The 25819-nt window shown below is 46.7% G+C and carries 26 protein-coding genes; 15 read left to right on the top strand and 11 right to left on the bottom strand.

Annotation, left to right across the window (positions count from 1 at the left end):
* Position 1: 1 nt before the first annotated feature.
* Positions 2-445, bottom strand: coding sequence for an SRPBCC family protein (locus tag AC3FZD_RS11630; RefSeq protein ID WP_488736186.1), 444 nt, complete (start codon positions 443-445; stop codon positions 2-4).
* A gap of 71 nt (positions 446-516) precedes the next feature.
* Positions 517-1107 (bottom strand): hypothetical protein, encoded by a 591-nt coding sequence (locus AC3FZD_RS11625; protein ID WP_488736185.1) that lies wholly within the window; start codon positions 1105-1107, stop codon positions 517-519.
* A 151-nt stretch (positions 1108-1258) separates the two neighbouring features.
* Here AC3FZD_RS11625 and AC3FZD_RS11620 point away from each other — a divergent pair, with 151 nt between their 5' ends.
* The gene (locus tag AC3FZD_RS11620) at positions 1259-1546 is read left to right on the top strand and encodes a hypothetical protein (protein ID WP_488736184.1); all 288 of its coding nucleotides are present in this window, start codon (positions 1259-1261) and stop codon (positions 1544-1546) included.
* A 67-nt stretch (positions 1547-1613) separates the two neighbouring features.
* Positions 1614-1997, top strand: coding sequence for a hypothetical protein (locus AC3FZD_RS11615; protein ID WP_488736183.1), 384 nt, complete (start codon positions 1614-1616; stop codon positions 1995-1997).
* Positions 1998-2060: 63 nt separating this feature from the next.
* On the opposite strand, the gene pdhA is transcribed toward AC3FZD_RS11615, so the two are convergent.
* On the bottom strand, positions 2061-3092 hold the full coding sequence (gene pdhA, locus AC3FZD_RS11610) for a pyruvate dehydrogenase (acetyl-transferring) E1 component subunit alpha (protein ID WP_488736182.1): 1032 nt from the start codon (positions 3090-3092) through the stop codon (positions 2061-2063).
* A 239-nt stretch (positions 3093-3331) separates the two neighbouring features.
* Between pdhA and AC3FZD_RS11605 the strand changes: the two genes are divergently transcribed.
* The 5 genes from AC3FZD_RS11605 to accD are packed head-to-tail and all read left to right on the top strand — an operon-like array spanning position 3332 to position 7845.
* A complete protein-coding gene (locus tag AC3FZD_RS11605) occupies positions 3332-5488 on the top strand; it encodes an IMS domain-containing protein (protein ID WP_488736181.1) in 2157 nt (718 codons plus the stop codon).
* Between the two features lie 29 nt (positions 5489-5517).
* Positions 5518-5811: a hypothetical protein gene (locus AC3FZD_RS11600; protein WP_488736180.1), complete on the top strand. Its 294-nt coding sequence runs from the start codon at positions 5518-5520 to the stop codon at positions 5809-5811.
* 33 nt (positions 5812-5844) lie between these two features.
* On the top strand, positions 5845-6627 hold the full coding sequence (locus AC3FZD_RS11595) for a prepilin peptidase (RefSeq protein ID WP_488740327.1): 783 nt from the start codon (positions 5845-5847) through the stop codon (positions 6625-6627).
* A 4-nt stretch (positions 6628-6631) separates the two neighbouring features.
* Positions 6632-6847 carry a hypothetical protein gene (locus tag AC3FZD_RS11590; protein ID WP_488736179.1) on the top strand — a complete coding sequence of 72 codons (216 nt, stop codon included), beginning with the start codon at positions 6632-6634 and terminating at the stop codon, positions 6845-6847.
* 35 nt (positions 6848-6882) lie between these two features.
* On the top strand, positions 6883-7845 hold the full coding sequence (accD, locus tag AC3FZD_RS11585) for an acetyl-CoA carboxylase, carboxyltransferase subunit beta (RefSeq protein ID WP_488736178.1): 963 nt from the start codon (positions 6883-6885) through the stop codon (positions 7843-7845).
* Positions 7846-7963: 118 nt separating this feature from the next.
* Here accD and AC3FZD_RS11580 read toward each other — a convergent pair whose 3' ends face one another.
* On the bottom strand, positions 7964-8359 hold the full coding sequence (locus tag AC3FZD_RS11580) for a PadR family transcriptional regulator (RefSeq protein WP_488736177.1): 396 nt from the start codon (positions 8357-8359) through the stop codon (positions 7964-7966).
* A 486-nt stretch (positions 8360-8845) separates the two neighbouring features.
* On the opposite strand from AC3FZD_RS11580, the gene AC3FZD_RS11575 reads away from it, so the two are divergent.
* Positions 8846-9430 (top strand): DUF3611 family protein, encoded by a 585-nt coding sequence (locus AC3FZD_RS11575; protein WP_488736176.1) that lies wholly within the window; start codon positions 8846-8848, stop codon positions 9428-9430.
* A gap of 100 nt (positions 9431-9530) precedes the next feature.
* Here AC3FZD_RS11575 and AC3FZD_RS11570 read toward each other — a convergent pair whose 3' ends face one another.
* Both AC3FZD_RS11570 and AC3FZD_RS11565 read right to left on the bottom strand, forming a co-directional pair.
* Positions 9531-10424 carry an EthD domain-containing protein gene (locus AC3FZD_RS11570; protein ID WP_488736175.1) on the bottom strand — a complete coding sequence of 298 codons (894 nt, stop codon included), beginning with the start codon at positions 10422-10424 and terminating at the stop codon, positions 9531-9533.
* 204 nt (positions 10425-10628) lie between these two features.
* Complete coding sequence (locus AC3FZD_RS11565; protein ID WP_488736174.1) at positions 10629-11393, bottom strand: HEAT repeat domain-containing protein; 765 nt, start codon at positions 11391-11393, stop codon at positions 10629-10631.
* 379 nt (positions 11394-11772) lie between these two features.
* On the opposite strand from AC3FZD_RS11565, the gene AC3FZD_RS11560 reads away from it, so the two are divergent.
* From AC3FZD_RS11560 to AC3FZD_RS11535, 6 genes are all read left to right on the top strand, one after another.
* Entirely contained in the window at positions 11773-12360 is a 588-nt protein-coding gene (locus AC3FZD_RS11560; protein ID WP_488736173.1) for a COP23 domain-containing protein, read from the top strand.
* A 50-nt stretch (positions 12361-12410) separates the two neighbouring features.
* A complete protein-coding gene (locus tag AC3FZD_RS11555; protein ID WP_488736172.1) occupies positions 12411-13391 on the top strand; it encodes a S1 family peptidase in 981 nt (326 codons plus the stop codon).
* A 44-nt stretch (positions 13392-13435) separates the two neighbouring features.
* The gene (locus AC3FZD_RS11550; RefSeq protein WP_488736171.1) at positions 13436-14545 is read left to right on the top strand and encodes a S1 family peptidase; all 1110 of its coding nucleotides are present in this window, start codon (positions 13436-13438) and stop codon (positions 14543-14545) included.
* Positions 14546-14736: 191 nt separating this feature from the next.
* A complete protein-coding gene (locus AC3FZD_RS11545; RefSeq protein WP_488736170.1) occupies positions 14737-15027 on the top strand; it encodes a hypothetical protein in 291 nt (96 codons plus the stop codon).
* Positions 15005-15370: a clan AA aspartic protease gene (locus tag AC3FZD_RS11540; protein WP_283753893.1), complete on the top strand. Its 366-nt coding sequence runs from the start codon at positions 15005-15007 to the stop codon at positions 15368-15370. The genes AC3FZD_RS11545 and AC3FZD_RS11540 overlap by 23 nt, the downstream gene beginning before the upstream one ends.
* Before the next feature lie 206 nt (positions 15371-15576).
* Positions 15577-20862 (top strand): CHAT domain-containing protein, encoded by a 5286-nt coding sequence (locus AC3FZD_RS11535; RefSeq protein WP_488740250.1) that lies wholly within the window; start codon positions 15577-15579, stop codon positions 20860-20862.
* A gap of 203 nt (positions 20863-21065) precedes the next feature.
* On the opposite strand, the gene AC3FZD_RS11530 is transcribed toward AC3FZD_RS11535, so the two are convergent.
* From AC3FZD_RS11530 to AC3FZD_RS11520, 3 genes are all read right to left on the bottom strand, one after another.
* Positions 21066-21449 (bottom strand): toxin-antitoxin system TumE family protein, encoded by a 384-nt coding sequence (locus AC3FZD_RS11530; protein ID WP_488740249.1) that lies wholly within the window; start codon positions 21447-21449, stop codon positions 21066-21068.
* Between the two features lie 6 nt (positions 21450-21455).
* The gene (locus tag AC3FZD_RS11525; RefSeq protein WP_488740326.1) at positions 21456-21731 is read right to left on the bottom strand and encodes a hypothetical protein; all 276 of its coding nucleotides are present in this window, start codon (positions 21729-21731) and stop codon (positions 21456-21458) included.
* 80 nt (positions 21732-21811) lie between these two features.
* A complete protein-coding gene (locus AC3FZD_RS11520) occupies positions 21812-23572 on the bottom strand; it encodes a ShlB/FhaC/HecB family hemolysin secretion/activation protein (protein ID WP_488740248.1) in 1761 nt (586 codons plus the stop codon).
* A 361-nt stretch (positions 23573-23933) separates the two neighbouring features.
* On the opposite strand from AC3FZD_RS11520, the gene AC3FZD_RS11515 reads away from it, so the two are divergent.
* On the top strand, positions 23934-24701 hold the full coding sequence (locus tag AC3FZD_RS11515) for a DUF4795 domain-containing protein (RefSeq protein ID WP_488740247.1): 768 nt from the start codon (positions 23934-23936) through the stop codon (positions 24699-24701).
* Positions 24702-24812: 111 nt separating this feature from the next.
* Here AC3FZD_RS11515 and rplL read toward each other — a convergent pair whose 3' ends face one another.
* On the bottom strand, positions 24813-25208 hold the full coding sequence (rplL, locus tag AC3FZD_RS11510; protein WP_488740246.1) for a 50S ribosomal protein L7/L12: 396 nt from the start codon (positions 25206-25208) through the stop codon (positions 24813-24815).
* 45 nt (positions 25209-25253) lie between these two features.
* Entirely contained in the window at positions 25254-25802 is a 549-nt protein-coding gene (gene rplJ / locus AC3FZD_RS11505; RefSeq protein ID WP_488740245.1) for a 50S ribosomal protein L10, read from the bottom strand.
* Positions 25803-25819 lie beyond the last annotated feature (17 nt).

The raw sequence follows: 25819 nt of genomic DNA, 5'->3' as shown, positions 1-25819 counted from the left end.
TTTATCGATCGCTCATTTTCTGAAGTGCATAGGCCCGAAACCGATTTAAGTCTGCTTGAATAGTCGATTCTACCGTGGGGCCAAGCAATTTATCCATCAGTTGGCCGACCAGGCCAGGAATGGCATAGGCGACCGTTAATTTAACAATACTCCCTTCATGGCGATCGTAAAAGCGAATGGCTCCTCGATTCGGTAAACCATCCACCGATTCCCATTGAATAATTTGATTAGGAATTTCTTTTAAGATCCGGGAGAGCCAACTAAATTCAAAATTTCCTGAAGCCAATTTCCAGCGAGACAATTGGGGATTTTCTTCTAATACATGAACGGATTCAATCCATTTCATCCATCGGGGCATTTGTTCGAGATCTGACCATAATTCCCACACAAAATCGATGGGGGCTTCGACTTCAACTTGTACACTATGTTCTAACCAATCTTTCATAAAAGGAGTTTAGAGAAAGTCAAAATATAACGTTTATCCCTCTAGTCTATCATAGGAGTTTGATCCCTGTTCTACGGACTAACTACGCAATTTTGATTCACTCCTTGAGTAATAATCAAGCCTTGAACATTGCACAACTGAGGCTTCTCACGACCGTCAATCGTTACAAAGGTACAGGTATAGGTCGCTAAAATTTCTCCTTGGCGGTTAAACAGACGGGTATTATAGCCATAGTCACTGGCGATCGCCCCCATTTTAGTCAGAAACTCATACTGATTAAAATAACAAGTCTCTCGCCAAGCTTGACGGTTAACCACTAAATGAACTCGTCCAGGATAAGGGTAACCCTCATTGGGATAGGCCAGCCAGGTGACCAGTAGATCCTTGCCATATTGCTCACCAGCCCACCATAGACTGGGTAAAGTTAAGCGACCTTCTTCAATCGTATTCTCCGTAACCACTGCTCCTGTACTGGGTTTCATCAGTTTCCCTTGTTCAACTTCTACCAATAATCTAGTGTCTAATGGCACAATGGAAGGCAGAGGTACACCGGGATTTTGATATTGATATTGCCCCTGTGCGGGTTGAGTATCTCCCCAGAACATCATCAGGGTAAGGGTATATCCGAGAACGTGAGATAAGGTAGAACGAAGCTTAACCATAGGACAGATAAAGCACGATGGAGGGACTCTAAACTATGGTAATCGGATTGCTGGCCATCAACAATCCGATCGCATCAGGTAAGTTCCGGATCTCCTAGGAAAAGGGTGAACTTTTTAACGGAGGGTGAAAAATTGGATTTTCTGAAGATCAATGGGGATTTGGCGCTATTTAGAACTGCTGGTTATGTGCGATCGCACGGGGAAAATCACCGCCGTGCGATCGCTCTATCCCCAGGGTCAAATTACTCACTTTCGTCGCCAAAATGGTGTTATTTGTAAACCCAAAATAGTGATCAAGATCTTAAATGTATACGGCAAAAGTGGCTGGGAGTTGGTCAGCAGCTATTCCCTAAAGTTTGCTGAAGGATATTGTCTGGTTTATACTTTAAAAAAGAGAATCCAGAAAATGGATAATCAGGAATCAGTAAGGGGAACTTAAACCCTCACTGAATTGTCTCTAGAATTGTAGTTAAAATGGTTCATTCTTCACAGGAGATCATCTAAAAATGCCTAATTCTTTAATGAGTGTATTAGCACTGACGGTTTTAACTTTCATCCCTCTGGGTGCTTTTGCTCAAACCCCAAACCCCCTACCCATCGATCCAGCAATTAGAGTAGAAGTCCAAGATATTTTCAGCTTAAGTCGGGCAAAAAATCTGGCTCGTCAAGCCGCCGAACAAGCCAATGGAGGGTTGAGTAAATATCGTGCCGAAACTTCCATGCATGGAAATGCTACCTCTTCTCCCTTTGTGGATAATGGCAATGGCAGTTGGACATTTAAATTCTATGGCGGCGAACCAGGTTTCTCTGTACCCACCGTTGAAAGTGTGGTTACCGTGGCTAAAGATGGTTCTTGGGTGAGGGTTGACTATAACGGGGCGATTCGCTAATCGCCCTAGGTGGTGGGTATTGATAAAATTTGTAGGGGCGCAAAATTTTGCGCCCCTACTTGATTAATCGTCTACAAACACATATTTGTAGAGTTCACTGGGATCGGGTTCAGGACTTTCGAGGGCGAATTTTACCGAATCATCGACCACTTCTTGAATTTTGCGATCGATACCTTTGAGTTGTTCCTCAGTGGCTAATCCTTTGCTGGTTAAATAACTCGCAAACCGTTTGATCGGATCTCTGGGAAACCAGAACTCTTTCTCATCTTTAGAGCGCAGTTCATCAGGATCGGCTAGGGAATGGCCTCGGAAACGATAGGTTAAGGCTTCAATGACAGTGGGCCCTTCTCCAGCTCTGGCGCGGGCGATCGCCTCTTTAGCCACTTCCCGCACCGCCAACACATCCATTCCATCCACCTCAACCCCATGCATTCCAAAGGCATGGGCTTTTTTATAGATTTCTGGAACCGAAGTCGCCCGGTCATGGGCCATACCGATCGCCCACTTATTATTTTCTACCACATACAGAATGGGCAACTTCCATAAAGCCGCCATATTCAAACATTCAAAAAACTGGCCATTATTACAAGCCCCATCCCCAAAAAAGCAAGCCGTTACCTGATCGGCACTTTCATCTCCCATGGTTTCCCGGCGATACTTACTCTGAAACGCTGCCCCCGTAGCCACAGGAATCCCTTCAGCCACAAATGCATAACCCCCTAAGAGCTTATGTTCAGCCGAAAACATATGCATGGAACCCCCCCGACCTTTAGAGCATCCGGTGGCTTTGCCAAACAACTCAGCCATCACCTCCCGTGCCGGGACTCCAGCACTCAAGGCATGAACATGATCTCGGTAGGTACTACAGACAAAATCTTCATCTGGACGCATGGATTTAATTACGCCAGAAGCCACAGCCTCCTGACCATTATACAAATGGACAAAACCGAACATTTTGCCCCGGTAATACATTTCTGCACACTTATCTTCAAAGACCCGCCCTAATACCATATCTTCATAAAGTCTGAGTCCTTCTTCTTGACCCAGTTGCACTGAAGATGAGTCAAACTCTGGTACAATCCTCTCTTGAGCCATGAATGCTTCCCTTTCTACCACTACAAGCTGACGTTATTGTTCTGCAAAGACCTAGTATAAGTCAATGGGGGGATGGGGAGATAGGCAGATGGGGAGATAGGCAAATGGGGCAACTTGATGAAAAAAACTAAAGGGGGGCAAGACAAGAATCGTTGTGGGAAGTATAATTCTAAGGGTTAGAAGGGGGGGCAGGTTGTCCAGACCCTAAACTGTAAGCATTGCTGCTGAGGGAGTAGACTGTGCGTATTCCGCTCGATTATTACCGAATTTTAGGCGTACCACTACAAGCAACTGCCGAACAGTTGCAGCAGGCCCACCGCGATCGCACCATGCAATTGCCTCGGCGGGAATACTCGGAAACGGCGATCGGTTCGCGAAAATCCCTGCTTGATCGGGCCTACAGTATTTTATCCAATCCGGAAGCAAAAACGGCTTACGATCAAAAAACCTTTCACTCTCTCCTCGGACAAGCCCAAGAAGAGACACAGATTCAAGACACTTTACCCTCCCTAGAAGTCGAAAACCCTCACATCTTGGGGGCCCTGTTGATTCTCCTAGAATTGGGTGAATATGAATTAGTGTTAAATTTGGGGCAAGAGTATCTGGAAAATCTCGCCTCTGAGACGGAAACGGGATCGCAGCTCAATGCCATTCCTCACTTATCCCGTGCTGATATTGTATTAACTGTGGCACTCTCTGGTCTGGAATTGGGCCGAGAACAATGGCAACAGGGAACCTATGAGCAAGCAGCCCTATCCCTAGAAAGGGGTGAAAAACTGCTGTTGAAAGAAGGGGTATTTCCGGGCTTGCGCGGAGAACTGCAAGGAGATCTGTATAAACTACGTCCATACCGCATTCTAGAATTATTATCCCAAAATGCCAATGATGCCCTTGCCCATCGCCATGGGATTCAAATGTTGCGGGATATGCTTCAAGAACGGGGCGGACTAGATGGTACAGGAGACGATCAATCGGGACTGAGTATTGATGATTTCCTGCGCTTTATCCAACAATTACGCAGTTATCTGACTTCCCTAGAACAACAAACCCTGTTTGAAACAGAAGCCCAGCGCCCTTCGGCTGTAGCCACCTATTTAGCAGTTTATGCCCTATTGGTGCGGGGATTTGCCTACAAACAACCGGCCTTGATTAACCGAGCCAAACGAATGCTTATGCGGTTGGGGTCTCGGCAGGATGTCCATTTGGAACAGGCGGTTTGTAGTTTACTGTTGGGGCAAACAGACGAAGCCAGCAGAGCGCTAGACTTAAGTCGGGAATATGAACAGTTAGCCTTTATCCGCGAAAATTCTCAGGGCGCTCCTGATTTGTTACCCGGCTTGTGTTTATATAGTGAACGTTGGTTACATGAAGAGGTATTTCCCCATTTCCAGGATCTGGCGAATTGCAAGCAGACTTTGAAAGAGTATTTTGCCAATGACCAAGTACAAGCCTATTTAGAAGCTCTACCTTTAGATCGCAGTGAAAAGAATCAATGGAGTGTGGTGGAGTCAAAACCCGAAGCTACTCCAAAGGTTGAGAGTGAAGGGGGAATCCCGATAAAGAAAATAGGGGAGACGCAATCTGTCCCTTCTAGCTCACAGAGAGAACGGGGGGAGACGCAACAGAAACGCTCGGTTGCAACAACGGCCACGTTAACCCGCTCTCAACCGACCAAAGGGGGCGATCGCCCCAAAAATAGCCCTTCCCAAGCGGTTTCCGGCGATCGACGAGGGCATCAGCGCCCCGTCCCTAGGGGGCACAGACGAGTTCAGAGTCGGCGAGGTAGTCCTAAAACCGGTGGGTCTTCCATTCATTGGGGACGCTTGGCCTTATTGGCGGCTGGAGGGTTACTGGGATTATGGATCTTGATTTGGCTGATCGGCCAAGTTTTTGGACTCGTGGGTTCCCTGTTCAAAAATACTCCTGCCTTAGAAGGGGAACAGTTACAATTAATGCTGAATAAGCCTCCCGTAGAAATTCCAGAACCCCCCGCCCAACCAACAGCCGATACGGGGCCATTGACCGAAGAGAGAGCCAAGAGTGTAATTGAAGCTTGGTTGAGTGCGAAAGCTAAGGCCTTTGGTTCAGGTTATGAAGTGGATCAGTTGTCTTCAATTTTGGTCGATCCCGCTTTGTCAGCTCAAAGACAACGGGCAACGCAAGATAAGCAAGATAATTTCTATGGGGATTATGAGCATCAGGTGACAATTAACGCAGTCACCCTGAATGGCAATGACGAAGACCGAGCGACAGTGGATGCTACGGTGAAGGAGTCGGTAGAGTTTTACCGTAATGGTGAGAGCGATCCGGGGGCTTCCTATAGTGAAGAAATTCGAGTTCAGTACCAGTTGATTCGTCAGGAGGGTCAATGGCGAATTCAAGATTGGTCGGTGTAGATGGCCTGTAATCTGAGGAAAGTTGATTAGTGGTACAAGTCCTTTTAGAATCCCCCAGTTATCCCTATTATCCCATTCATGTCCCGAAGGGTATGGATGTTGTCGATCCAACCTTAGTGCGGGTCGCTCGTGATACCTATGGGGTCTATCGGACAGTGGCTGATGGTGCGGGCCAGAAACATGCGGACAAATTTCAACGGCCGCTAGGTGTAGTGGTGAATCAGGTGAGCTATCGGGCGGTTTTGGTGTTTAGGGAAGGGTTGGCTCTATTGCCAACAGAGGTGCTGATTCCGTTTAACCATTTGGAAACCAAACTCTATTAGGGGAGGTGCGGGGTGTGGATTGAAATTCCCAGTATGACGATCGCCTTAATGCTAGGATTGGCGATCGGGAGTTTCCTGAATGTGGTCATCTATCGGGTTCCGGCTGGTTTATCGATCCTGTTTCCTCCGTCCCATTGTCCCCTCTGTTCCCATCCCTTGAGTATGGCCGATAATATCCCAGTGTTCGGTTGGTTAGCATTGGGGGGAAAATGTCGCTACTGCCACAGCCCGATTTCTTGGCGCTATCCCACCATTGAAGGAATTACCGGTTTACTCTTTCTAGGGGTTTATCTCCAGTTTGGCCTCTCTTGGGAAACCTTGGGCTATTGCTTATGCTTGAGTTGGTTGTTGGTGTTAGCGATGATTGACTGGGATACCTTCACCTTGCCCAATAGCCTCACTCAATTGGGCCTAGTAGCCGGTTTGCTCTATCAACTGCTCAGAGGGGCTGGATCGGCCGATCCATTGCTCGATGGGATGTTTGGAGCCATCCTAGGCTTGTGGTTATTTGAAATGATTATTATGGTCGGCTCTTTTTTGCTCGGCCAAGCGGCCATGGGAGAAGGAGATGCTAAACTCGCGGCGGCGATCGGGGCTTGGTTGGGGTGGAAATTTCTGTTACTATCAGGATTTCTCGCTTGTTCGATCGGTGCTGTGGTGGGTTTGGGGGCGATCGCTTCTGGCCAACTCAAACGCCGTCAAAAAATGCCCTTTGGCCCCTTTCTTGCCCTGGGTGCAGCTCTTACTATCTTCTGGGGCGATCGCATTATATCAGCTTATGTGCAGTTATTTTTTCCGCCGAACCTGATAGGATAATCGAGTGTCTTGGATCGCGATTCGCACAACCTCAACTCGCTGGGAGGCAGAACTGATCGAACAGGTGCTGACTGCCCAGGAAATCCCCACCCGTCTGGTTGATTGTGGGGTAGTTTCCTATCTAGGTATGGGGTCTCCGACTACTGTGCAAGTTTCCCTTGAACATCGTTGGAGTGCTTTGTTGCTTCTGAGCGAAATAGAAGAGATCGCGGACGAATAATTTAATGTTTCATTTAGATAACCTCTTTATTTTTCATGTCTTTATTTGATTGGTTTGCTAACAGACAAAAAACTTCTCCCATTAGCCCAGAACGCCAAGAGCGGGAAATTGCTGATGGGTTGTGGACAAAATGCCCCATGTGTGGAGTTTTGACCTATACGAAGGATTTACAGGGCAATCAAATGGTGTGTTTGGAATGCGAACACCATTTTCGGGTCGATAGCGATGAACGAATTGCCCAATTGATCGATAGTAAGACTTGGACTCCTTTGGATGTCGATCTGCGCCCGGACGATCCGTTAAAGTTTAAAGACCGCAAACGCTATAGCGATCGCCTCAAAGAATATCAAGCGAAAACCCATCTCAATGATGCGGTACAAACGGGTTTAGGTCAGTTGGATAGCCTGGGAGTTGCCCTAGCTGTTATGGATTTTGGCTTTATGGGCGGTAGTATGGGATCGGTTGTGGGAGAAAAAATTACCCGACTGCTGGAAAGAGCCACTTCAGAGCGAATACCGGCGATCGTCATTTGTGCCTCTGGAGGGGCAAGAATGCAGGAAGGAATGCTCAGTTTAATGCAAATGGCCAAAATTTCAGGAGCCGTCGAGCGTCATCAAGAAGCCGGTTTGCTCTACATACCTGTTCTCACCCATCCCACCACTGGGGGCGTAATTGCCAGTTTTGCGATGCTCGGCGATCTCATTTTAGCTGAACCCAAAGCCACCATTGGTTTTGCCGGGCGACGGGTGATTGAGCAAACCCTACGGGAAAAGCTACCGGATGATTTCCAAACCTCGGAATATTTGCTGCAACATGGCTTTGTGGATTTAATTGTTCCCCGTACCCAACTGAAGAAAACTTTAGCTCAGTTGATTCGCCTTCATGGAAGGGAAGAAGAAACTCCAAAAATAGATAAAGTTGAGCAAAATGGAGACACTTTAAACTATCCTTTACCAGATCCTACCCTCAACAGTCATCAGTTGGGTGTTGAGAATTGAGTGTTGTAATGAATGCCTGAAAAGGTTAGAGGTAGAGGCGAACCGGCGTTCGCCTCTACAACTTTTCCTGATGGTTATCAGTTATTTGATCTCACTTCTCTCAATCTTAGGAAACGGCCTAAGATTGAGAGACCGTTTGCCGCACATTCAACGTAGGAGTAGCCAGTTCCACGGCTCCATTACGAGTATATTCCTGCCATAAGATCGCCAAGTCTTGAGCTTGAGAGCGGCCGCGATATTGGATCTGGTACATCCGGCGAGGTCGTCCCCGTCGGGCGAGTTTCTTCCAATATCCGGTGATCATCTCTTCCTCTTCCAAAAACTTGAGGGCACTGTAGAGAACTGTATCCGATAGACGGTATTGGGGATACTGTTTTTTCAGCAGTCGAATCAGTTCGGTTCCATAAGAATCTTTATTCAGTAAGACGGACAAGACATAACAGACGGCTAACTCGGTATTCAGATGAATCGGTGGTGGGTTTTGGAAAAAACGATAAATTTCTTCAAATGTCATAGCTTTTCTCTGCACAAGCATGAATGAACTCAAATCAGGTCAATGAACTGGACTTGAGTAAATGCAGCCCTGGTTATGAAAATTCCCTTACAAAACGTTAAAGACTGGCTCAGGTTAACTTGAAAAGAGATTTTGGGTAATTTTGAGATGCACACCCGGTAGAAGCCCTAAATCAGATTGACCCAAATGCCAGTGGTTTTGGGTTAAGTCGTTGATGGTTACCCCGATTGGTAGGTAGAATCCTTTGAGCTGAGGTCTAAAGCCCTGTATGGGCACAGGGAGGTTAATGAGTTGACCACTTACATCAATAAATACAGACGTTTCCCTTAGAATCCAGAATGGGATGCTCTAAGATATACGCTTTATCCTTATCAACCATGCAGGATAACATAATTATTCTTGAGGCTACAAATAATTCTGTATCGGCTGGCGATCGCCTCTCCAGATTTCCTGCTAGATTAAGGAGTGGAGCTGTAGCGAATCACTATGCCTGAGAACTCTGAATACTATGCCCTTCCCCCCGCTGTCGAGAAATTTTCGGGGAACTTGCGTCTGACCGCTTGGATTAGCTTTTGGACTCAAGTGGTGTTAGGGACGATCGCCTCTATTATCTTTCTATTTGCCCTGATTGGTAAGGAAACGCGAGCAGGAATCCAAGATCCCGGTCGTGGAGGGGGGGCATTTTTTGCCATTTGCGGTCTTCTTGTCCTCTATTTCAGTATCTTTCAAGCGTTTCGCTACACTCGGTTAGCCCGACAACTGCGATCGCCCGATACGACGGTTCGACCCTCCAAGACCGCGACTATCCAAATGATTAAATTTGGTCTAGTCTGTAATATCGTGGGCATGAGCTTCTCCCTCTTGGCTGCCGAAGCCATTACCGGCATTTTACTGGGTAAATCCCTCTTTCAACCCCAAGGTTTAATTCCCACAGGAGCCGATTTAGGTAGATTTATTGAACCCATTGATTTATTTGTTTTGTTGGGAAACACTCACACCACCGTCTCCCATTTTGTCTCTATTGTCGGCAGTCTCTGGCTACTCAATGCCATCAATCGGCCCAAATCTTAACGGTTTTATTGGGTTGCTAATAATAGATTGGATGTACTCAGTCGATGCTGAATACATCCAGTCTCCATCCGATTAACTGTTGACCAACCCAAGGGTTTAATTAACGTTTACCTAACATTAACTCTTTGAAGTCCTCTTGAATTTGGTTAATTGCGCCTACAGCTTCAATTGCCATCGCTCCAGCTAAACCCCGCTGCCCAACCAGGGTTGCTTCCCCATTGTAAACCAAAGCCGAGCGGCTACGTTCTGGATAGGGTTGGAAAGATTTAACATATTGACTCATATCTGAAGTAATGGACTTATATTCCTCAGAAGCTAAGTAGGTTTGTAAGGCCAGACGGCTTTTGAAGCCAATTTCCATCGCCGATTGAATATCTAGTCCGGCTTCTTCTGTATAGCTCACTCCCCTTCGATTGGTGCGACTCTTGTCTACCTCACGGAATAGATGTAACTTCAGCTTGACTACTGGAGCGCTCTTTGCTAGTTTTGGAGCAAAAGTGGATTGAAGCCATTCTTCAAAAACTTCTAGGCTCACATCATCTTTTTTACGGATCATAATGTGGAATTTATCATATTCCGTTGCCATTGTCGGTGTGGGGTCTTCAATTTCATCATAGTAGGTAATGGGAGTGCTGACATAGGCGATCGCCCGGCGCAGAAAGTTAGGATCATCTTCTCCCAAATACTCTAATCCAGCCTTAATGTATACAGGTATATCTTCTGGGCTTTTAAAAGTCAACTCAGCAATGCCTTCAAAGTTTTCTTCAGCAATCGAGGTAGTTTGCACTCCCTCGATCTCGTGCCAAATGCCTCCTTCATTGGGGCTAGTACGAAGTTGCCAATATTGGTATAGGGCAGGTTGACGGGAACAAACGGGGCCGTGAACATTACCCCAGTAACTATCGAAAGTCTCTAAATCAATGTCTTTACGAATCCATAAGGGAATGTAAAGAGCAATCGTTGCTTCTTTATCTCGGTCTGCATAATTAGGCATGATTAGTTAGCTCTCCCAATCAATAATTTCGGACAAAGATCCCAAACATCATTCAGTATATATCAAGTGCGATTCGGGAGAGCTTTTAAGTTATATATCTAAATCATAAATTTAATCAACGGAATAGGATACATTTTGCGATCGGATTGACTTATTTAGGGTTATCTAGGAACATCCGATCGCTCAATCCTGCCTGAAACCCAATTAAAACCATCCTTCTTGTTCTAACTCTTCAATCAGTTGTAAGGCTCTGGGGTCTCCCACTTTCAGCAGGGCTGATCGCGCATCTTCGCGTACCCCTAGGTCTTCATCTTCCACAAAGGCTTCAATTAGACCATCGATCGCCCCCGCATAAACTACATTTGAGGGCAGTTCGCGGGCGAGTTGGCCAATAGACCAGGCACAGTTACTGCGGATGGCGGGAATGGAGTCTCGACGCAGACCTTCAATCAGGGGCGGAATTGCACTAATAATGGCTTCATAGCCAACTTGGGCCATTTGGGCTAAGGCACTGGCAGCCCAGAGGCGCACAGCGGGGATATCGGTACGCAGGGAGTCAAGTAGGGGGACTAAACTACGGCGATCGCGATTATTGCCTAATGACCAGACTAAGCCCTTGCGGACATAGCCATTCCAGTCCCGTTGCAGTTGGTCAATAATCGGTTCGATCGCTTCTGGGGAGGGATTGCGTCCCAAAGCATAGGCGGCACTAACGCGCACTAAAGGACAGCGATCGCCCAATAACCTAATTAAATGGGGAATCGCTCGATGGTCTTGGATTTCACAAAATGCCCTCGCTGCCAACATCCGCTCTTGGGGAACCGAGGATTCTAGCAAAGGCAACATTTCCTCTGGATCGGGGGGGGGGGCGCTCTCTGGAGTCCCATTGATGGGCCCTAGGTTATCCAGGGGACTGCTTAAGTCAACGTTGTCGTTGAGTACGGGTTGGGGGTCATCATTGATTTGCATAATAGAAAGTGTACTCAATCTTGGGGGTCAGACTCAATAAGGAGAGCGATCGATCTGGTCTTCCTCATCGTTCTAGCGATCGTCTTTCTCCTGTTCTCAGTGATTCCAGTTATAAACAAAGATGTTATCTGATTAAAACCTACTTATAAATAGAGTTGAATCACTTATTTGATAAGGGTAATAAAGTGAACGTAATGTCGATTTTGTCTCTAGCCTCCCCTAAAACAGGCAACAGACCTTGAAATCTAGGCATAAAAATCTTTATACTATCAAAAATTACCGTATGAATACGGTAGGAACAGGGGGTTGAACATAGCTAAGATAGAATTGCCCACTCAATAATCTCTAATTATCTACATTAGATCTAGGAGGTATACAGATGTTGCGTAAGTCTTTAGGAATCTTAGCTGGTGCGGCTTTATTGACAGGCTTAGGAACGGTTGTGAGCGAACCGACTTATGCTCAATCGATTCAGTTTCGCTGCGTGATGTATGATGGTTTACCCACAACCATTGCAACGAATACACAGACAGGTAACAGTATTGCTGTAGTTCGCTGGTACTCCGAGTATTTTAGTGCTTCTGGGTATGATCCAATGACTCGCTGCCAAGAAGTCTCAGGGCGGTTTCAATCCGCTCGTGATAGTGGAAGACTCAACTATATCACAGCAGGTGTGGTGAACGGGTTACCTGTAGTGTGTGCGACGACAGCAGGAGGAAGTTGCAATAGCTCCAATATGTTATTTACACTGAAACCCGGTCAAAATGCGGCAGATAGATTGCAAAGACTCTTTGATGTTCGTGACTTAGGTGCAGGCCCCCTGTATGAAAGTGGAGGTCGTCCTTACATTGATGTTACGAAACTGTTAGCGCCCCTGGAAAATTCGGCTGGCTCAGAAATAGTAATCCCCAGTGTTGAAGAAGACCCGCAACCGACAACACAACCGGCTCCGGGTGGGAACTTTTAGTCTTCAGATCGCTTAAGCTAATGTTAGCTTGTTGTTGAGAACAGAATTCGATGAACTTTAGGTTACTAATTTCAATAGCTTGTGCTGGCGCGTTTCTAACCGGATCGTCAGCACAGGTTATTTATGCCCAAGTTGTACCACCTACAGGTGCAGGCACTGCATCAGAAATTCAAACCCCCCGATCGCCTTTATCGGTTGAACAACTCCAAACTATAGCGCGTTCGATTACGGTGAAAGTCGCATCAGGAGAATCATGGGGTTCTGGTATTCTAATTCAGCGACAAGGCTCGACTTATACAGTTCTGACGAATGAGCATGTTCTGCGCTTAGGGAACAGTTACCAGATTTCTACCCCAGATGGACAAGTGTATCCCGCACAAGTGCGGTCTGTGGGTCAGTTTGACGGCAATGATTTAGCTCTGTTGCAGTTTAATAGCGCTCAAAGTTATCCTATTGCGACTTTAGCCACATCATCAGCTATTGCTATGGGAGACGCAACCTACGCATCTGGTTTCCCCGCAGATCGTGAAGGTTTTACATTTACGATGGGTCAAGTCTCTTACTTGTTGCCTAAACCCTTTAAGTTAGGGTATCAACTGGGCTATAGCAATGATATCTTTAAGGGGATGAGCGGAGGGCCTGTTCTCAACCGCTACGGTGAGGTGGTTGGTGTTAACGGTAAGCATAAATATCCGCTCTGGGGAAATACTTATATTTTCAGAGATGGTTCCACGCCGACGGCGGCGGTGAGACAGGAAATGGATGCTTCGAGTTGGGCAATTCCTGTACAGACTTTTCTACAGTATGCGCCGCAATTTGCAGCGATCGCACAAGCTCCTGTTCCCTTTCCCGTGAATGCGACTCCAGTTCCTACAGAACCAAGTGCTGAGGAAGCAAGCACAGGGGCGATCGCAACTCCGGTTGAATTAAGCCCCGATCGACCCATAACTCATTCTTCTATCTGGGGAGAGGTGGAGGAAATGCCTGCAAACCCCGCTAATCTTCCCCCCCGTCCGGGTTCTTTCTGGTAGCTCAAGCGTCCAACGCTCCGCAAATTAATGATTGAGGAACTAACATGAGATTTTATCAACCCCTTCTGGCCAGTGGTTTAGTGAGTGCAGTTGTTGTAATGACGGCTCAATCCGTGAAAGCCAATGCCTTACTCCCCACTCAAGTGGCAGATATTGCCAGATCCACGGTAGTGCAAATTCAACCCACCGTTGCTGCACCCGGATCGGGCGTAATTATTGGACGCTATCAAGAAAGGGGGAGTAATGTCTACGTCGTTCTCACGGCGGCTCATGTGGTTCAACATTCAGACGATCTTTACAGCGTGATTACGCCTTTACCCAAAGGTGGATCGAAACAGCGACAAAAAATTGCTATTGAACCGAGAGATATTCAAAAGTTGCCTAATTTAGACTTAGCCATCGTGCGCTTTAGAAGCGATCGCACTTACGAAACGGCAACTTTGGGTGATTCTGACTTTACCACTGAAGGAGCAGGGGTTTATATCGCTGGTTTTCCCAATCCAGGCGAAGCCATTCGGCGGCGGGTATTTCAGTTCACTTCCTCTCTGGTTTCCTCTCGCTTAGACCAGGACATCATCGTTGAAGGGGAAGAAGAGAGCGGCCCCTTACCGGGTGGATACGCGATCGTGTATACCAATGTCACACGGGCGGGCATGAGCGGCGGCCCCGTGTTCGATGTTGCCGGGCGCTTGGTAGCGATTCATGGTATGGGGGATGCTGAACAAATCGTTGGAACCGATCCCAATGCCAGACCGGGACAGGAAGCCGCCCGTGCCTCTAGAACGGTAAATATTAAAACCGGATTTAATTTAGGTGTTCCCATTCAAGCCTTCCTCGAAGCTATGCCCAATGCCCGGCGAACCCTGTCTCTTAGTTTTGACAGTTCCGAGCCAGGCATTCTACCGGGCGGAGGACTGATTGCGATGAGAGGGGGGCAAAATCGACCGGCAACCAATATCGTTGAAGAAGAAGACCCCAGCGAGGATATTGTGGTCGAAGTTTCCGAGCCGGTGGAAGAGGAAGAAACCCCCACTCAACCCCAAGCCACGCCAGAGCAGCCTGTCTCCTCTCCCCAGCCCGCTCGCCAAGCACCTACTGCTCCCCTAGAACCCCAGCCTGCTCCAGCCAACGGTGGCGGCGGCCCCTGGTTCTAAGTTTCAGGGACTCTTTAGCTAATCAAACCCAAAATACCGTAGGGGCAGGTTCTCCCATATCCCCCATTTCCTACCAATAACTTTTGTGAACCTGCCCCCAATCTTTCGGATTCTAGAAGACAAGAACCCAATTCTGATTCATGGGATATGATCGAGCAGTTCTCAGATGTTAACGTAGCGATCGCAAACTTATGCAAGCCATCCTGTTAAGCAGTGAAGAAGTTGCCAAACGCGCCTACCAAATCTACGAAAGTGAAATTCGCCAAAAGGTTGAAACTGAGGAAAATATTGGCAAAATGGTCATCATCAATATTGAGACCGGTGACTATGACCTGGATGAAACCGGACTACAAGCGGCTAAAAACCTTCAGGCAAAGTCCCCATACGCAAGACTGTTTGGCATTCGTATCGGCTATAATGTAGCGGCTTCTTTCGGCGGTGTGATGGAGCGGGTAGGCAGTGATTTCCGGTATGGTGACTGACAGACATGCGATCGTCTCATTGACCTTTCTTTTGGCCAATGGTGCAACTTTCCCGATCGATTTCGTCATCGATACAGGCTTTACGGATCACCTGTGTCTCCCGCCAGAGGCAGTAAATTTGCTCAGACTTCCGTTTTTGTACAATTTGCCTGCAAACCTGGCAGACAACAGCTCAGTTGTTTTGCCCGTCCATCAAGCGACGATCTTTTGGGATAGAGCAGAACGAGATGTTCGTGTGTTTGCGACAGGGCGACGACCATTGATTGGAACTGCACTACTTGATGAGCAAGAATTAGTCATTCAGTTTACGGAGGGTGGGTTGGTGACGATTGATGAGTTGTAGGGGCCGCCCCCACAACCCGCCAATTCACTCAAAATGGTCACACTGGTCACAATTTAATGAATACTTAACTGCTCCATACTCAAGTGAGAGCAGTTTTTTAGTTATATTAAATCCCAAGCCAGTTAAGTCCCTCTCCCATGGGAGAGGGATTTAGGGAGAGGGCATTCCCCATTCCCTATCCCTTTTGCCCATTCAGGAGTTGTCCCATGTCTGTATCCAAACCCGTTGCCTTCCTATCCACCGTCCTCGTCAGCCTTTCTCCTCTACCTAGCCTGGCACAACCCATCATCCCCGCAGCCGACGGTACGGGAACGCAAATTACGCCCCAAGGCAACCAATTTAACATTCATGGGGGACAACTCAGTGGAGATGGGGCAAACCTATTCCACAGTTTTCAGCAATTTGGACTCAACCAAAATCAAATTGCCAACTTTTTAGCCAACCCCAATCTGCACAATATTTTAGGTCGGGTGGTTGGGGGCAGTCCATCGTTTATTGATGGCTTGATTCAAGTGACTGGGGGTTCTCCTAATTTATACTTGATGAATCCAGCCGGGATGGTTTTCGGCCCCAATGCGTCCTTAAATATTCCTGCTTCGTTTAACGCTTCTACGGCTAATGCGATCGGTTTTGGTGAAAATACTTGGTTTAATGCCACAGGTGAGAATAACTATAGCGCCCTCCTGGGCAATCCCACCAGCTTTGCTTTTATTGCCCCTCAACCGGGCAGTATTGTTAATTTAGGAACCTTAGCCGTTGCGCCTGGATCGGATTTAACCCTATTGGGGGGGAGTGTCCTGAGTCCGGGAACCTTATCTGCGCCGGACGGGAATCTCACGGTAGCGGCGGTTCCTGGGGAAAGTTTGGTGCGTCTGTCGCAAGCGGGAAACCTGTTAAGTCTGGAGTTTCAACCCCTATCGGCGGATAGTGGGATTAATCCGTCTAATGTGCCGATTACGACTCTACCCGGTTTATTGACAGGAGGAGGGGTTGCCGAAGGGTTAGCCACGGGAGTGACAGTGGAAAATGGGCAACTGTATTTAACCGGTTCGGGCTTTAGTGTGGAAAATGGCGATATTGTTGCCAGAGACGTGAGCGCGGGAAATGCGACTCTGGCGGCTCATCGGAATTTAACATTAGTGGAAAGTCGTTTAGAAACGGGAAATAATTTAACCTTAACCGCAGGAAATGCGGTGCAAATTCGCGATAGTATTGCTAATCCTTTTGTCGCCCATGCTGGGGGAGATTTGACGATTCAGGGCAATCAATTGATTGATATTTTGGCGCTCAATCATCCGGAAACGCCGTTTCAAAGTGGTGGCAACTTAAGCTTAATTAGCGATGGTTTGATTTCTGGGGATGCTCACTTTGCCTCTGGGGGAAATTTCCAGATGCTCACCACCAAAGGGCAACCGGGAACGTTTCTCAGTTTCTTTGACCCCATTATTAGTGCTGATGGTGACGTGACGTTTGGGGATTATCTTGGAGTAGCGCTCAAGGTTGAAGCGACGGGAAGTATTACTGGGGGAGATATTACGATTACCGGGCCGGATACGCCTGCTTCTATTCCCGCAACTGACCCTCATTTTGACCTTCTAACCACGGAAAGAGCCTTAATTCTGCAAGCTGGGAAAACGTCTTTAGATAATGCTCCTCCCAATTTGACTTCAAGTTTAACTGAAGGAGGAACGACTTTTACTTTAGGTAGTCCAGTTACCAGCCCTGGAACTATTCAAGTTGGAAATATTGATACTAGGAATTCTTCAGGTCAGGGAGGGTCTGTAATTCTAGAGGCAAGTGGTGACATTAATAAAACAGGATTTATATTTACGGAAGGAAATTTAGATGGAGGAGACGTTAGAATTGTAGCTCAAGGAAATGTTAATATGATAGGCCCAGAGTTTTTTATTAACACAAGCGGTGGAGATGGAGATGGAGGTGATATTCAAATTAGTAGTCAAGGCAGTATCAATGCTAATGATTTTCTTATTATCTCTGATGGAGGAGTTAATGGTGGAGGAGGTGACGTTACCCTTGAAGCCCAAAACGACATAAATCTGTCAATCATCGTTACAGGAACTGGTAGTAGTTTAAGTGGTGGTGATGTCGTCTTAATAACAACTGATGGGAATATTGACCTCCTTGCTATAGATACATCGGCTGTAGAATCTGGAAATGTTGATATTCGTAGTGGTGGTCTTTTTACTATGGAGTTTGTTTTTGCAGAAGTTTCAAACTCGATAACATCAGGAAGTATTGAGATTGAAGCTAATAGCAACATCAATATTGGTAATCTTCGGACATCAGGAAACGATATAAGCCTTATAAGCAGTAATGGCTCTATTAACATTGACATGATTTTCCCTGTTTCTCCAGCAGCTCCAGCACAAGGAAACCCACGAGTAATTAATTTAAATGCCTCAGAGATTATTGTAGGTGATACAATAGAGAGAATAGAAGGAACTCAAACCATCACTATTACTGGAAATGAAATTGATTTTACGGGAGGCTCAGGAAGCATTTTCGGTAATACAATTGAAATTCAACCGTTGAGTTCTGGGCAAGCTATTCAAATTGGAGGAACTTCTGATTCTGGGACAAGCACATTAGACCTTACCCAAACTGACTTAGCTGCCCTAGTAGATGGCTTTAGCTCCATCACAATTGGGGGTGATGACAGCAGTGGAGCTATTACCATTCCCAACAGCGTCACCTTTAACGATCCTGTAACCATTCGATCGCCAGCATCAGGAGGTACAATTAATGCAACTGGAGACATCAATACCACTCTCTCTGATATTAACTTAATTGCTGACGGAAATATTACCCTTAACTCCATTTTTTCCAATGTGACTCCAACGCCATCACCCACCCCAATACCGGTTCGGAGCGGCGATATTAATATCAACAGTACGAGCGGAAACATCGATATTCAAGGAATTCTATCATCTGTCTATCAAGAAAGTGCTGGAAATATTACCCTAGACGCGAATGGAACAATTACATTACCAACTAATCAAGATGTCATTTTTACTCAAGGAAGTAACGGTAGTGGCGGGAATGTTACCTTGACAGCCAATGACAATATTACTCTAGGTAATACAATTGCTTGGGGACGAACCCAAGGTGGAAATATCGGAATTACCAGTCGGAATGGAGCGATTAACTCCGGTTATTTAGTTGGGGGAGCTAATGTTGTAGACCGCACAGTTGATCCTCCTTTAACCTTATTTACAACTGAGAATGGCGGCAATATTATTCTCAATGCTAGTGGCGATATTAATACTGGTTTTCTCTGGTCAGTGACAACAAACGATAGCGGTGATATTAGCATTACCAGTACAGCAGGCTCCATTACAACCGATTCAGCGATTACCACTTCGTCTAATGGTACAGGTGGTAACGTTAGTCTAAATAGTCCAACTGGAGCAATTACGAATCAAGGTATTAATACATCCAGTGGTTCTAATTCAGGGCGTGCTACAATTAACGCTGAAAATGATATTGAAATCTTAGGAATTCTCACTGAGAGTGAGCAAGGAAGAGGTGGAGATGTAGACATTACCACTCAGAGCTTCTTGAGACTTTCAGATACGTTTACTCGGAATGAAATCCCAACAACTATTTACACTGTTGGGTCTACAGGCAATGGCTCAATTACGATTCGTCAAGGAAGGCCGGGTTTAGAGACTCCCTTCATCATTGGCGATGCCACCACGAATGGCACAACCGGAGTCATTGTTGGCGGTAGTGATAACCAACTTTCTGCCCAAGAAATCCGAGGCACTTTTACCCAAGGCAATATCACCATCGAAAACTCAGCAACCATACCAACACCAACTCCGCCAACCCCACCAACCCCGCCAACTCCACCCGTAGTAGAACCAACACCAGAACCACCTCCAACGCCAGAACCACCTCCAACACCAGAACCACCTCCAACACCAGAACCACCTCCAACACCAGAACTCCCCCCAACGCCAGAACCACCTCCAACACCAGAACTCCCCCCAACGCCAGAACTCCCAACTCCAGCAACAGTTCCAGCACCTGCACCCGCACCTGCACCTGCACCCGCACCACCTGCACCACCACCACCTGCGGAACCTGCGGAACCTACCGAACCTGTCTTGAACAATGAACAGCAAAATACAATTGCCAGGGATATACAGAGCGATATAGAGACGGAAAACTTACAAGTTGATTTCCCCAACCTGAACGACACCACTACCACCACTCTCGATACCGTGGTTGCAGGCTTAGATGAACCCTTGAGCCAACAATTCACCCAAGCATTAGGCATTGAGGGCAGCTCTATTGTCACCTTGGCAGAAGCCCAAGCCAGTTTAGCCAGTATCCAAGCGGCAACCGGAGTCAAACCCGCCGTCGTTTATGCTCTCTTTAATCCCCAAACCATTCCCGGAATTGCCAGCGCCAAAACCTTAACCCCCAGTGACAGCGATGAACTGGAACTGGTGATGATTACCGCAACGGGAGAACCCGTTCAAAAAAGGGTTTCCGGGGCAACCAGAGCCAAGGTACTGCAACTGGCTAACCAATTCTATAGACAAGTTTCCGACCCCAGTCAACTGAATAGCAACTCTTATTTGAACTCGGCTCAACAACTCTATCAACTCCTGATTGCGCCCATTGAAGCGGAATTGCAAGCTCAAGGTATCCAAAATATTGCCTTTGCCATGGATGTGGGGTTGCGCCTCACTCCCTTAGCCGCCCTCCATGATGGTCAACAGTTCCTGGTGGAAAACTATAATGTCGGGTTAATTCCCAGCTTGTCCCTCACCAGCACCGAGTATGTCGATATCAAAACTGCTCCCGTCTTGGCAATGGGAGCGTCCCAGTTTCCTGCCGAGCAAAGCCAATCTCCTCTACCAGCCGCCGGAATTGAAGTGAGACAGATTGCCGAAGAATTGCGTCAAGGTCGAGTGTTGCTCAATGAAGAGTTTACCTTGGATAACGTCCGCTCCCAACGGGAACAGTTCTCTATCGTCCATCTCGCCACTCACGCCGACTTCCAACCGGGAGATTTGAACAATACCTACATTCAGCTCTGGGATGAAAAACTCGCTTTTAATGAACTGCGGCAACTGCAACTCGATAGTCCTTCCGTAGAATTAATGGTACTGTCCGCTTGTCGCAGTGCCTTTGGCGACGAAAAAGCCGAATTAGGCTTTGCGGGATTAGCGGTACAAGCTGGAGTCAAAACAGCCGTCGCTAGTCTCTGGTATGTCGGCGACACGGGAACCCTAGGCTTAATGAGCGAATTTTACCGCCAATTGACGACTGCTCCGATTAAAGCTGAAGCCATGCGCCAAGCTCAACTAGCGATGATTCAAGGCAATATTCGCGCCGAAAATGGAGAAATTATCACCCCGGAAGGGAATATCCCCCTTCCCTCGGCAACCGGCGTTCAGGAAGATTTATCCCATCCCTTCTATTGGTCAGCGTTTACGATGATTGGCAGTCCTTGGTAGATTCTACGGATGGGGGATGGGGAGATAGGGGGAATGAACCCCAAACTCCATCGAACAAGTGATATCAAGTCTGTTTAATCAATTATCAAAAGTCATTGCGAACGGAACGCAGTGAAGTGAAGCAATCTCTTCTGTCTCCCTAGTCTCGGCGATTGCTTCCCTGCGGTCGCAATGACAACTGTTTAATCGGATTTGATATCATTTTAAGTCAACTCAGATTCCATAAAATCTATAAATTCCAGAATATTTCGAGACTGTCCGGGTTCTACATTCGTTTCCGAGCCAATATGAATATGATGGGGAAAGTTGGGTAAATCAGGAAAATGCTTGACACTATCCCAGCGTTTTCTCAGAATTTGTTTGGACGCATTCATCCATTGGTAACGATAATCTAACGTTAAGAGCTGGTTATCTTGAAGTGTGAATGATTCAGCAATTTCCAAGAAATCAGTGTTAATTAGGGTCAATCTAGCCCGAAAATAGCCCTGATTGAGTAAAATTCGTTCATCAATAATCTCAGGAACCGTAATTATCGGACTCCCAGATAATTTTGCCTTAACACCAGCAATATATTGCTCTAAATTCATAAATTACTAAGATATTTTAACTTGTGCCGAAGTCAACATTTCATAATAAGTATTCCATTCAAAAAAATCACTAGAGTCTTCAAGTTTTCCAGATTGAAATTGAGAATAAAAAATATCTGAAGACATCTGGTATTTATCTTCAAACTCTTTGATTTTAGATTCTAAATCCTTGATTTGTTTTTCTAGAGAAAATCGCCGAATTTCACGTTCTAGATATTGCCGCTCTTCATCGGAGAGCGAAGTGATAATTTGCACTAAAGACTGGACTAATTTTTGATTCATAGAATACCTCACAGATTTTATATGGTTGTAGGGGCGGGTTTCAAACCCGCCCCTACTATACCAGCGCACGAATTGCTGGGTTAAAACTGATAACTCAAGCTAAAGTGAAATCCGTCATCCTGAAGATTATTACCACGATTATCTAGGTCAACTATGGGATAGCCGTAATCTAGGCGCAAGTTTAGACTGGGGAAAGGTTGCCAAATGAGTCCTAGTCCAGCACTGGCTAAGAAAGTTTGCCCAGGCAATTGGTTGGGATTATCTCCTTGATTCCAAACTGCTCCCATATCAACAAAGGGAATAAACTGTAAAATAACTGACTCTTCAGCATTGCGAATCACGGAAATCCGATCTTCAATAGATAACCGAAATCCATTATCACCCGATCGCGCATTTTGCCGATACCCCCGCAAGGTTTGGCCGCCCCCAATGACAAACTGTTGAGAGGGCAATAAACTATCAGGGGTGAGCTGTAAATCCCCTTGAACAATCAACAAATGCCGTTCTCCGAACCGTTGCAGCCGTTGCAATTGTCCCAACCAACTGAAAAACTGACCATCGGGAATGGAGCCAGAGTTAGAGGTAGCATCGAATAAGCCTGTACCGAAACTAAACTGCGACCTGAGAGACCAAACCCCTGTGGTATCCCGATAAGTATAATCTTGACCCAACTTAATTACACTGGTATAGGAATTACCATCCTCATCCGGGCCAATTCCGAACCCAAAGGGATCGTCAAATAAAAACGTTTGCCCCCGTTGATGGGCAAAGCCGACGGAAAGGGCAAACTCTTGCTGAAGACTTCTGGCAAGGGGTTGGCGAAAACTGACTTCATACAGTTGGGAATTGCCGGTAATATCCAACTCATCAAAGGGAGACTCGGTAATCCGGTTCCAAGTGGGGGAAATTCGCACAGCCACTGCGCCATCTTTGGCATTCACCGGAATACGATAGTTAAAGTCTAAAATATCAGCCCCTCCGGTAGTGGTTCGGCTGTAGGACAGATTGATTTCATCTCCCCATCCCGTTAAATTCCGATACCGCAAACCCATACCATAGCGCTCTGAACCCACGCTAGGGGGAGAATTGTTATCAAAAAACACAACACCACCAAAGGGATTGGTTTCGCTCACTCGTACCACTAATACACTTTGCCCGATTTCAGTTCCAGGACGTAAACTGGCTTCCACGTGATCGAATAACGAATTCGTTTGTAATAAGCGCAATTCTTCTTCTAACCGAGGTGAATTCAAGGGCGTATCCGTCGCTGGGGCAATCCGACGGCGAATATAATTGGGGTTGGTTTGACGGTTGCCTTGAATCTCAATGCGCTCAATACTGCCCTCAATGACGCGAATTTCCACAACACCATCCGTAATGGGTTGATCCACCAGCAAGGCTCTGGAAGTCAAATACCCGCGATCTAGATACAGTTGGGTAATGGCTTGGGCTGCTTGTCTGAGTTCTTCTAGGGTAACTGTGCTACCTTCTAAAGGTTGAATAATCGGATCGAATTCAGTGGCATCAAATAAGGTACTCCCCATGACTTCAATGCGGGTGACCGGAATACTTACTGAAGGTTCTGGGAGTTGGGGAGTCCCTTCTGCCGGGGGTGGAGACAGTACCGGTTCTTCCTCTAGGGTTTCGGGAAGGGGTTCTGCGGGAGCAGGTTGAGGGAAGCGATCGCGATTCGGATCGGATGAGGGAATGGGTGGAGGTTGAGGCGCAGTTTGAGCCACTGGAGAAACTTGATGTTCAACCGAGTCAGGGCGATCGGCTAAAGCTGCTTGATGATAAACCAGGGAAGAAACGGCTAAAACCGGTACGATCGGCCACCACAAGTTAGCATATCCGTATTGAGTTCTGAAAACTTTCCTCTGAAATGCTATGTTCCTTACAAACATAAGTAGTCTACTCCTCACACTGAATTTTATTAGTCATCAGTATAATAACGTCAGTTGCGGATAAGCGTTAGCTTAAAGAGGGAGGCAGTAAAAGTGTCTCTTTTTAAGGGAGATTTAAGGGGAGCTTTTGGACTGTAGCTCATGACCAAGCGAAGCCCTGTATTTTTCCCCTTCTCCTGTGGGAGGAGGGTCTGAGAGATGAAGGCACATTTAACCACTTAGGAAACTGTCACAAGCACCAAAAATATCCGTAATTGCCTGGCTACTATCCAAGAAAATCACTCCTCAATTATGAATTATGCCTTCTAAAAGCTTAGGAAATTTCATTGCCTTTAGTGTTGGATTAGTGCTGATTGTTTTGGTTACTTTTGGCCTATTAACTTGGCTCCATATTCCCACGGGTAGCTTTTTAGATTGGATAGTGGGAACCGCTAGTTTTTGGTGGTTGATGGCCATTGTTACTGTGCCTTGGAATGTCTATTTTACGGCTAAATCGGTTTTAGACAATGCCCAAGAATCGATGAATAAAGGTATTCCGGTTAACCCAGAACAACAGCGCTATGTCAATGTCGTTGCTCGTCGCGCTCTGCAAATGGCGATCGCCCTTCATTTGATTTCCGCGATCGGTCTCTACTTATTAGCTGCCACCGGAATTAGTGCGATCGGCTACATCAGCTCCGGTGCAGCTCTCTTATTTACCGGTTTAAGACCGGCGATTGCCTTCTATCAATATCTCGTCTTTCGTCTTACCAACCTCAACCAAAGCTTCAAATATCCCCGCGAAGACATCCTCGAACTGCGAGGACGCATCATCCAAATCGAACAAACCCTTGAAGCCTTAAGCGAAACACTCGATCAAAACCATCAGCAACATCAGCGCCACCTAGACACCCTACGCCAAGACTTGAGCCGGTTAGCCACTGCCCACGAAGACCTCAAAGCCACCAACCAAGCCGCCCATCAGCAACTTTCTAGAGAAGCCCAAACCGCCCTAGCCCAAATCAATGAAGACTCCCAATTTCTCAACCATGCCAGAGAAATTATTCGCTTCTTCAAAAGTGCATAAGCGCTGTAAGTCCCTCTATAGGGAGAGGGCAAGATATGACTGATGCACCATAGACAAAAAAAGGGGGATTAAATCCCCCCTCAAGCTATATCAATTCAGGCCAATAGTTCTCTATTTAACGCTAACCTTAGCACCTGCTTCTTCAAGCTGCTTCTTAGCATCCTCTGCCGCATCCTTAGCCACTGCCTCTTTAACCGCTTTAGGCGCAGATTCCACCATTTCCTTAGCTTCCTTCAGACCCAAACCGGTAAGGGCACGAACCACCTTAAGAACCGCAATCTTCTTATCAGCAGGAACTTCTTCCAGAACCACATCGAATTCGGTCTTCTCTTCAACTTCCTCAGCCGGAGCCGCAGCCGCAGCACCAGGAGCCATCATCATCATGCCACCAGCCGGAGCCGCAGCACTTACGCCAAAAGCTTCTTCGATTTGCTTCACCAATTCAGATGCTTCCAGCAGAGAAAGGGTTTTCAGTTTTTCCAGAATTTCGTCAGTAACAGCAGACATAGTTAGGTATACTCCGTATTAATCATTCACAATCGGGGTGGGATTCTAAGCAGCATCACTGCCAGCATCCCCCCCTTCTTTGTCCACGTAGGCCTGAAGGCCACGGGCAATTGAAGATGGAACTTCTTTAATTCCAACAGCCAGTTTAGTGGCCACGCCATTAATGGCCCCAGCAATTTGAGCCATGAGTTGCTCTTTAGAGGGCAACTCACCAATGGCTTTAATATCCTCCTCAGAGAGGGCACGGCCTTCCATGACCCCACCCCGAAGGACAGTCTTCTTGGTGGCTTTTTGAAAACCTTGATAGGCCTTAATTGCGCCACCAATATCATCTTTAACCAGTAAAAAGGCCGAAGCATCGGAGAGGAATTCCTTCATCGGTTCCCAAGCTTCATTCCCTTCTACAGCTTTCCGCATCAGGGTATTCTTGGTCACCTTACAGGTGGTTCCAGTTGGGCGCAGTTGTCGCCGTAAATCAGTGATTTCAGCAACCGACAGCCCCTTATAATCAATCACAACGGCCAGTTGGGTATCCTTCAAGCTCTCTTGAAGTTCGGCGAGAATCGCCTTTTTATCTTCGAGGGTTCTCCCCATTGATCTGTTACCTCCAT

It is taken from the genome of Roseofilum sp. KMC-1 (genome assembly GCF_057802075.1).
The sequence above is the reverse complement of the archived record's forward strand: the minus strand, read 5'-3'. Positions and strand labels throughout refer to the sequence as shown.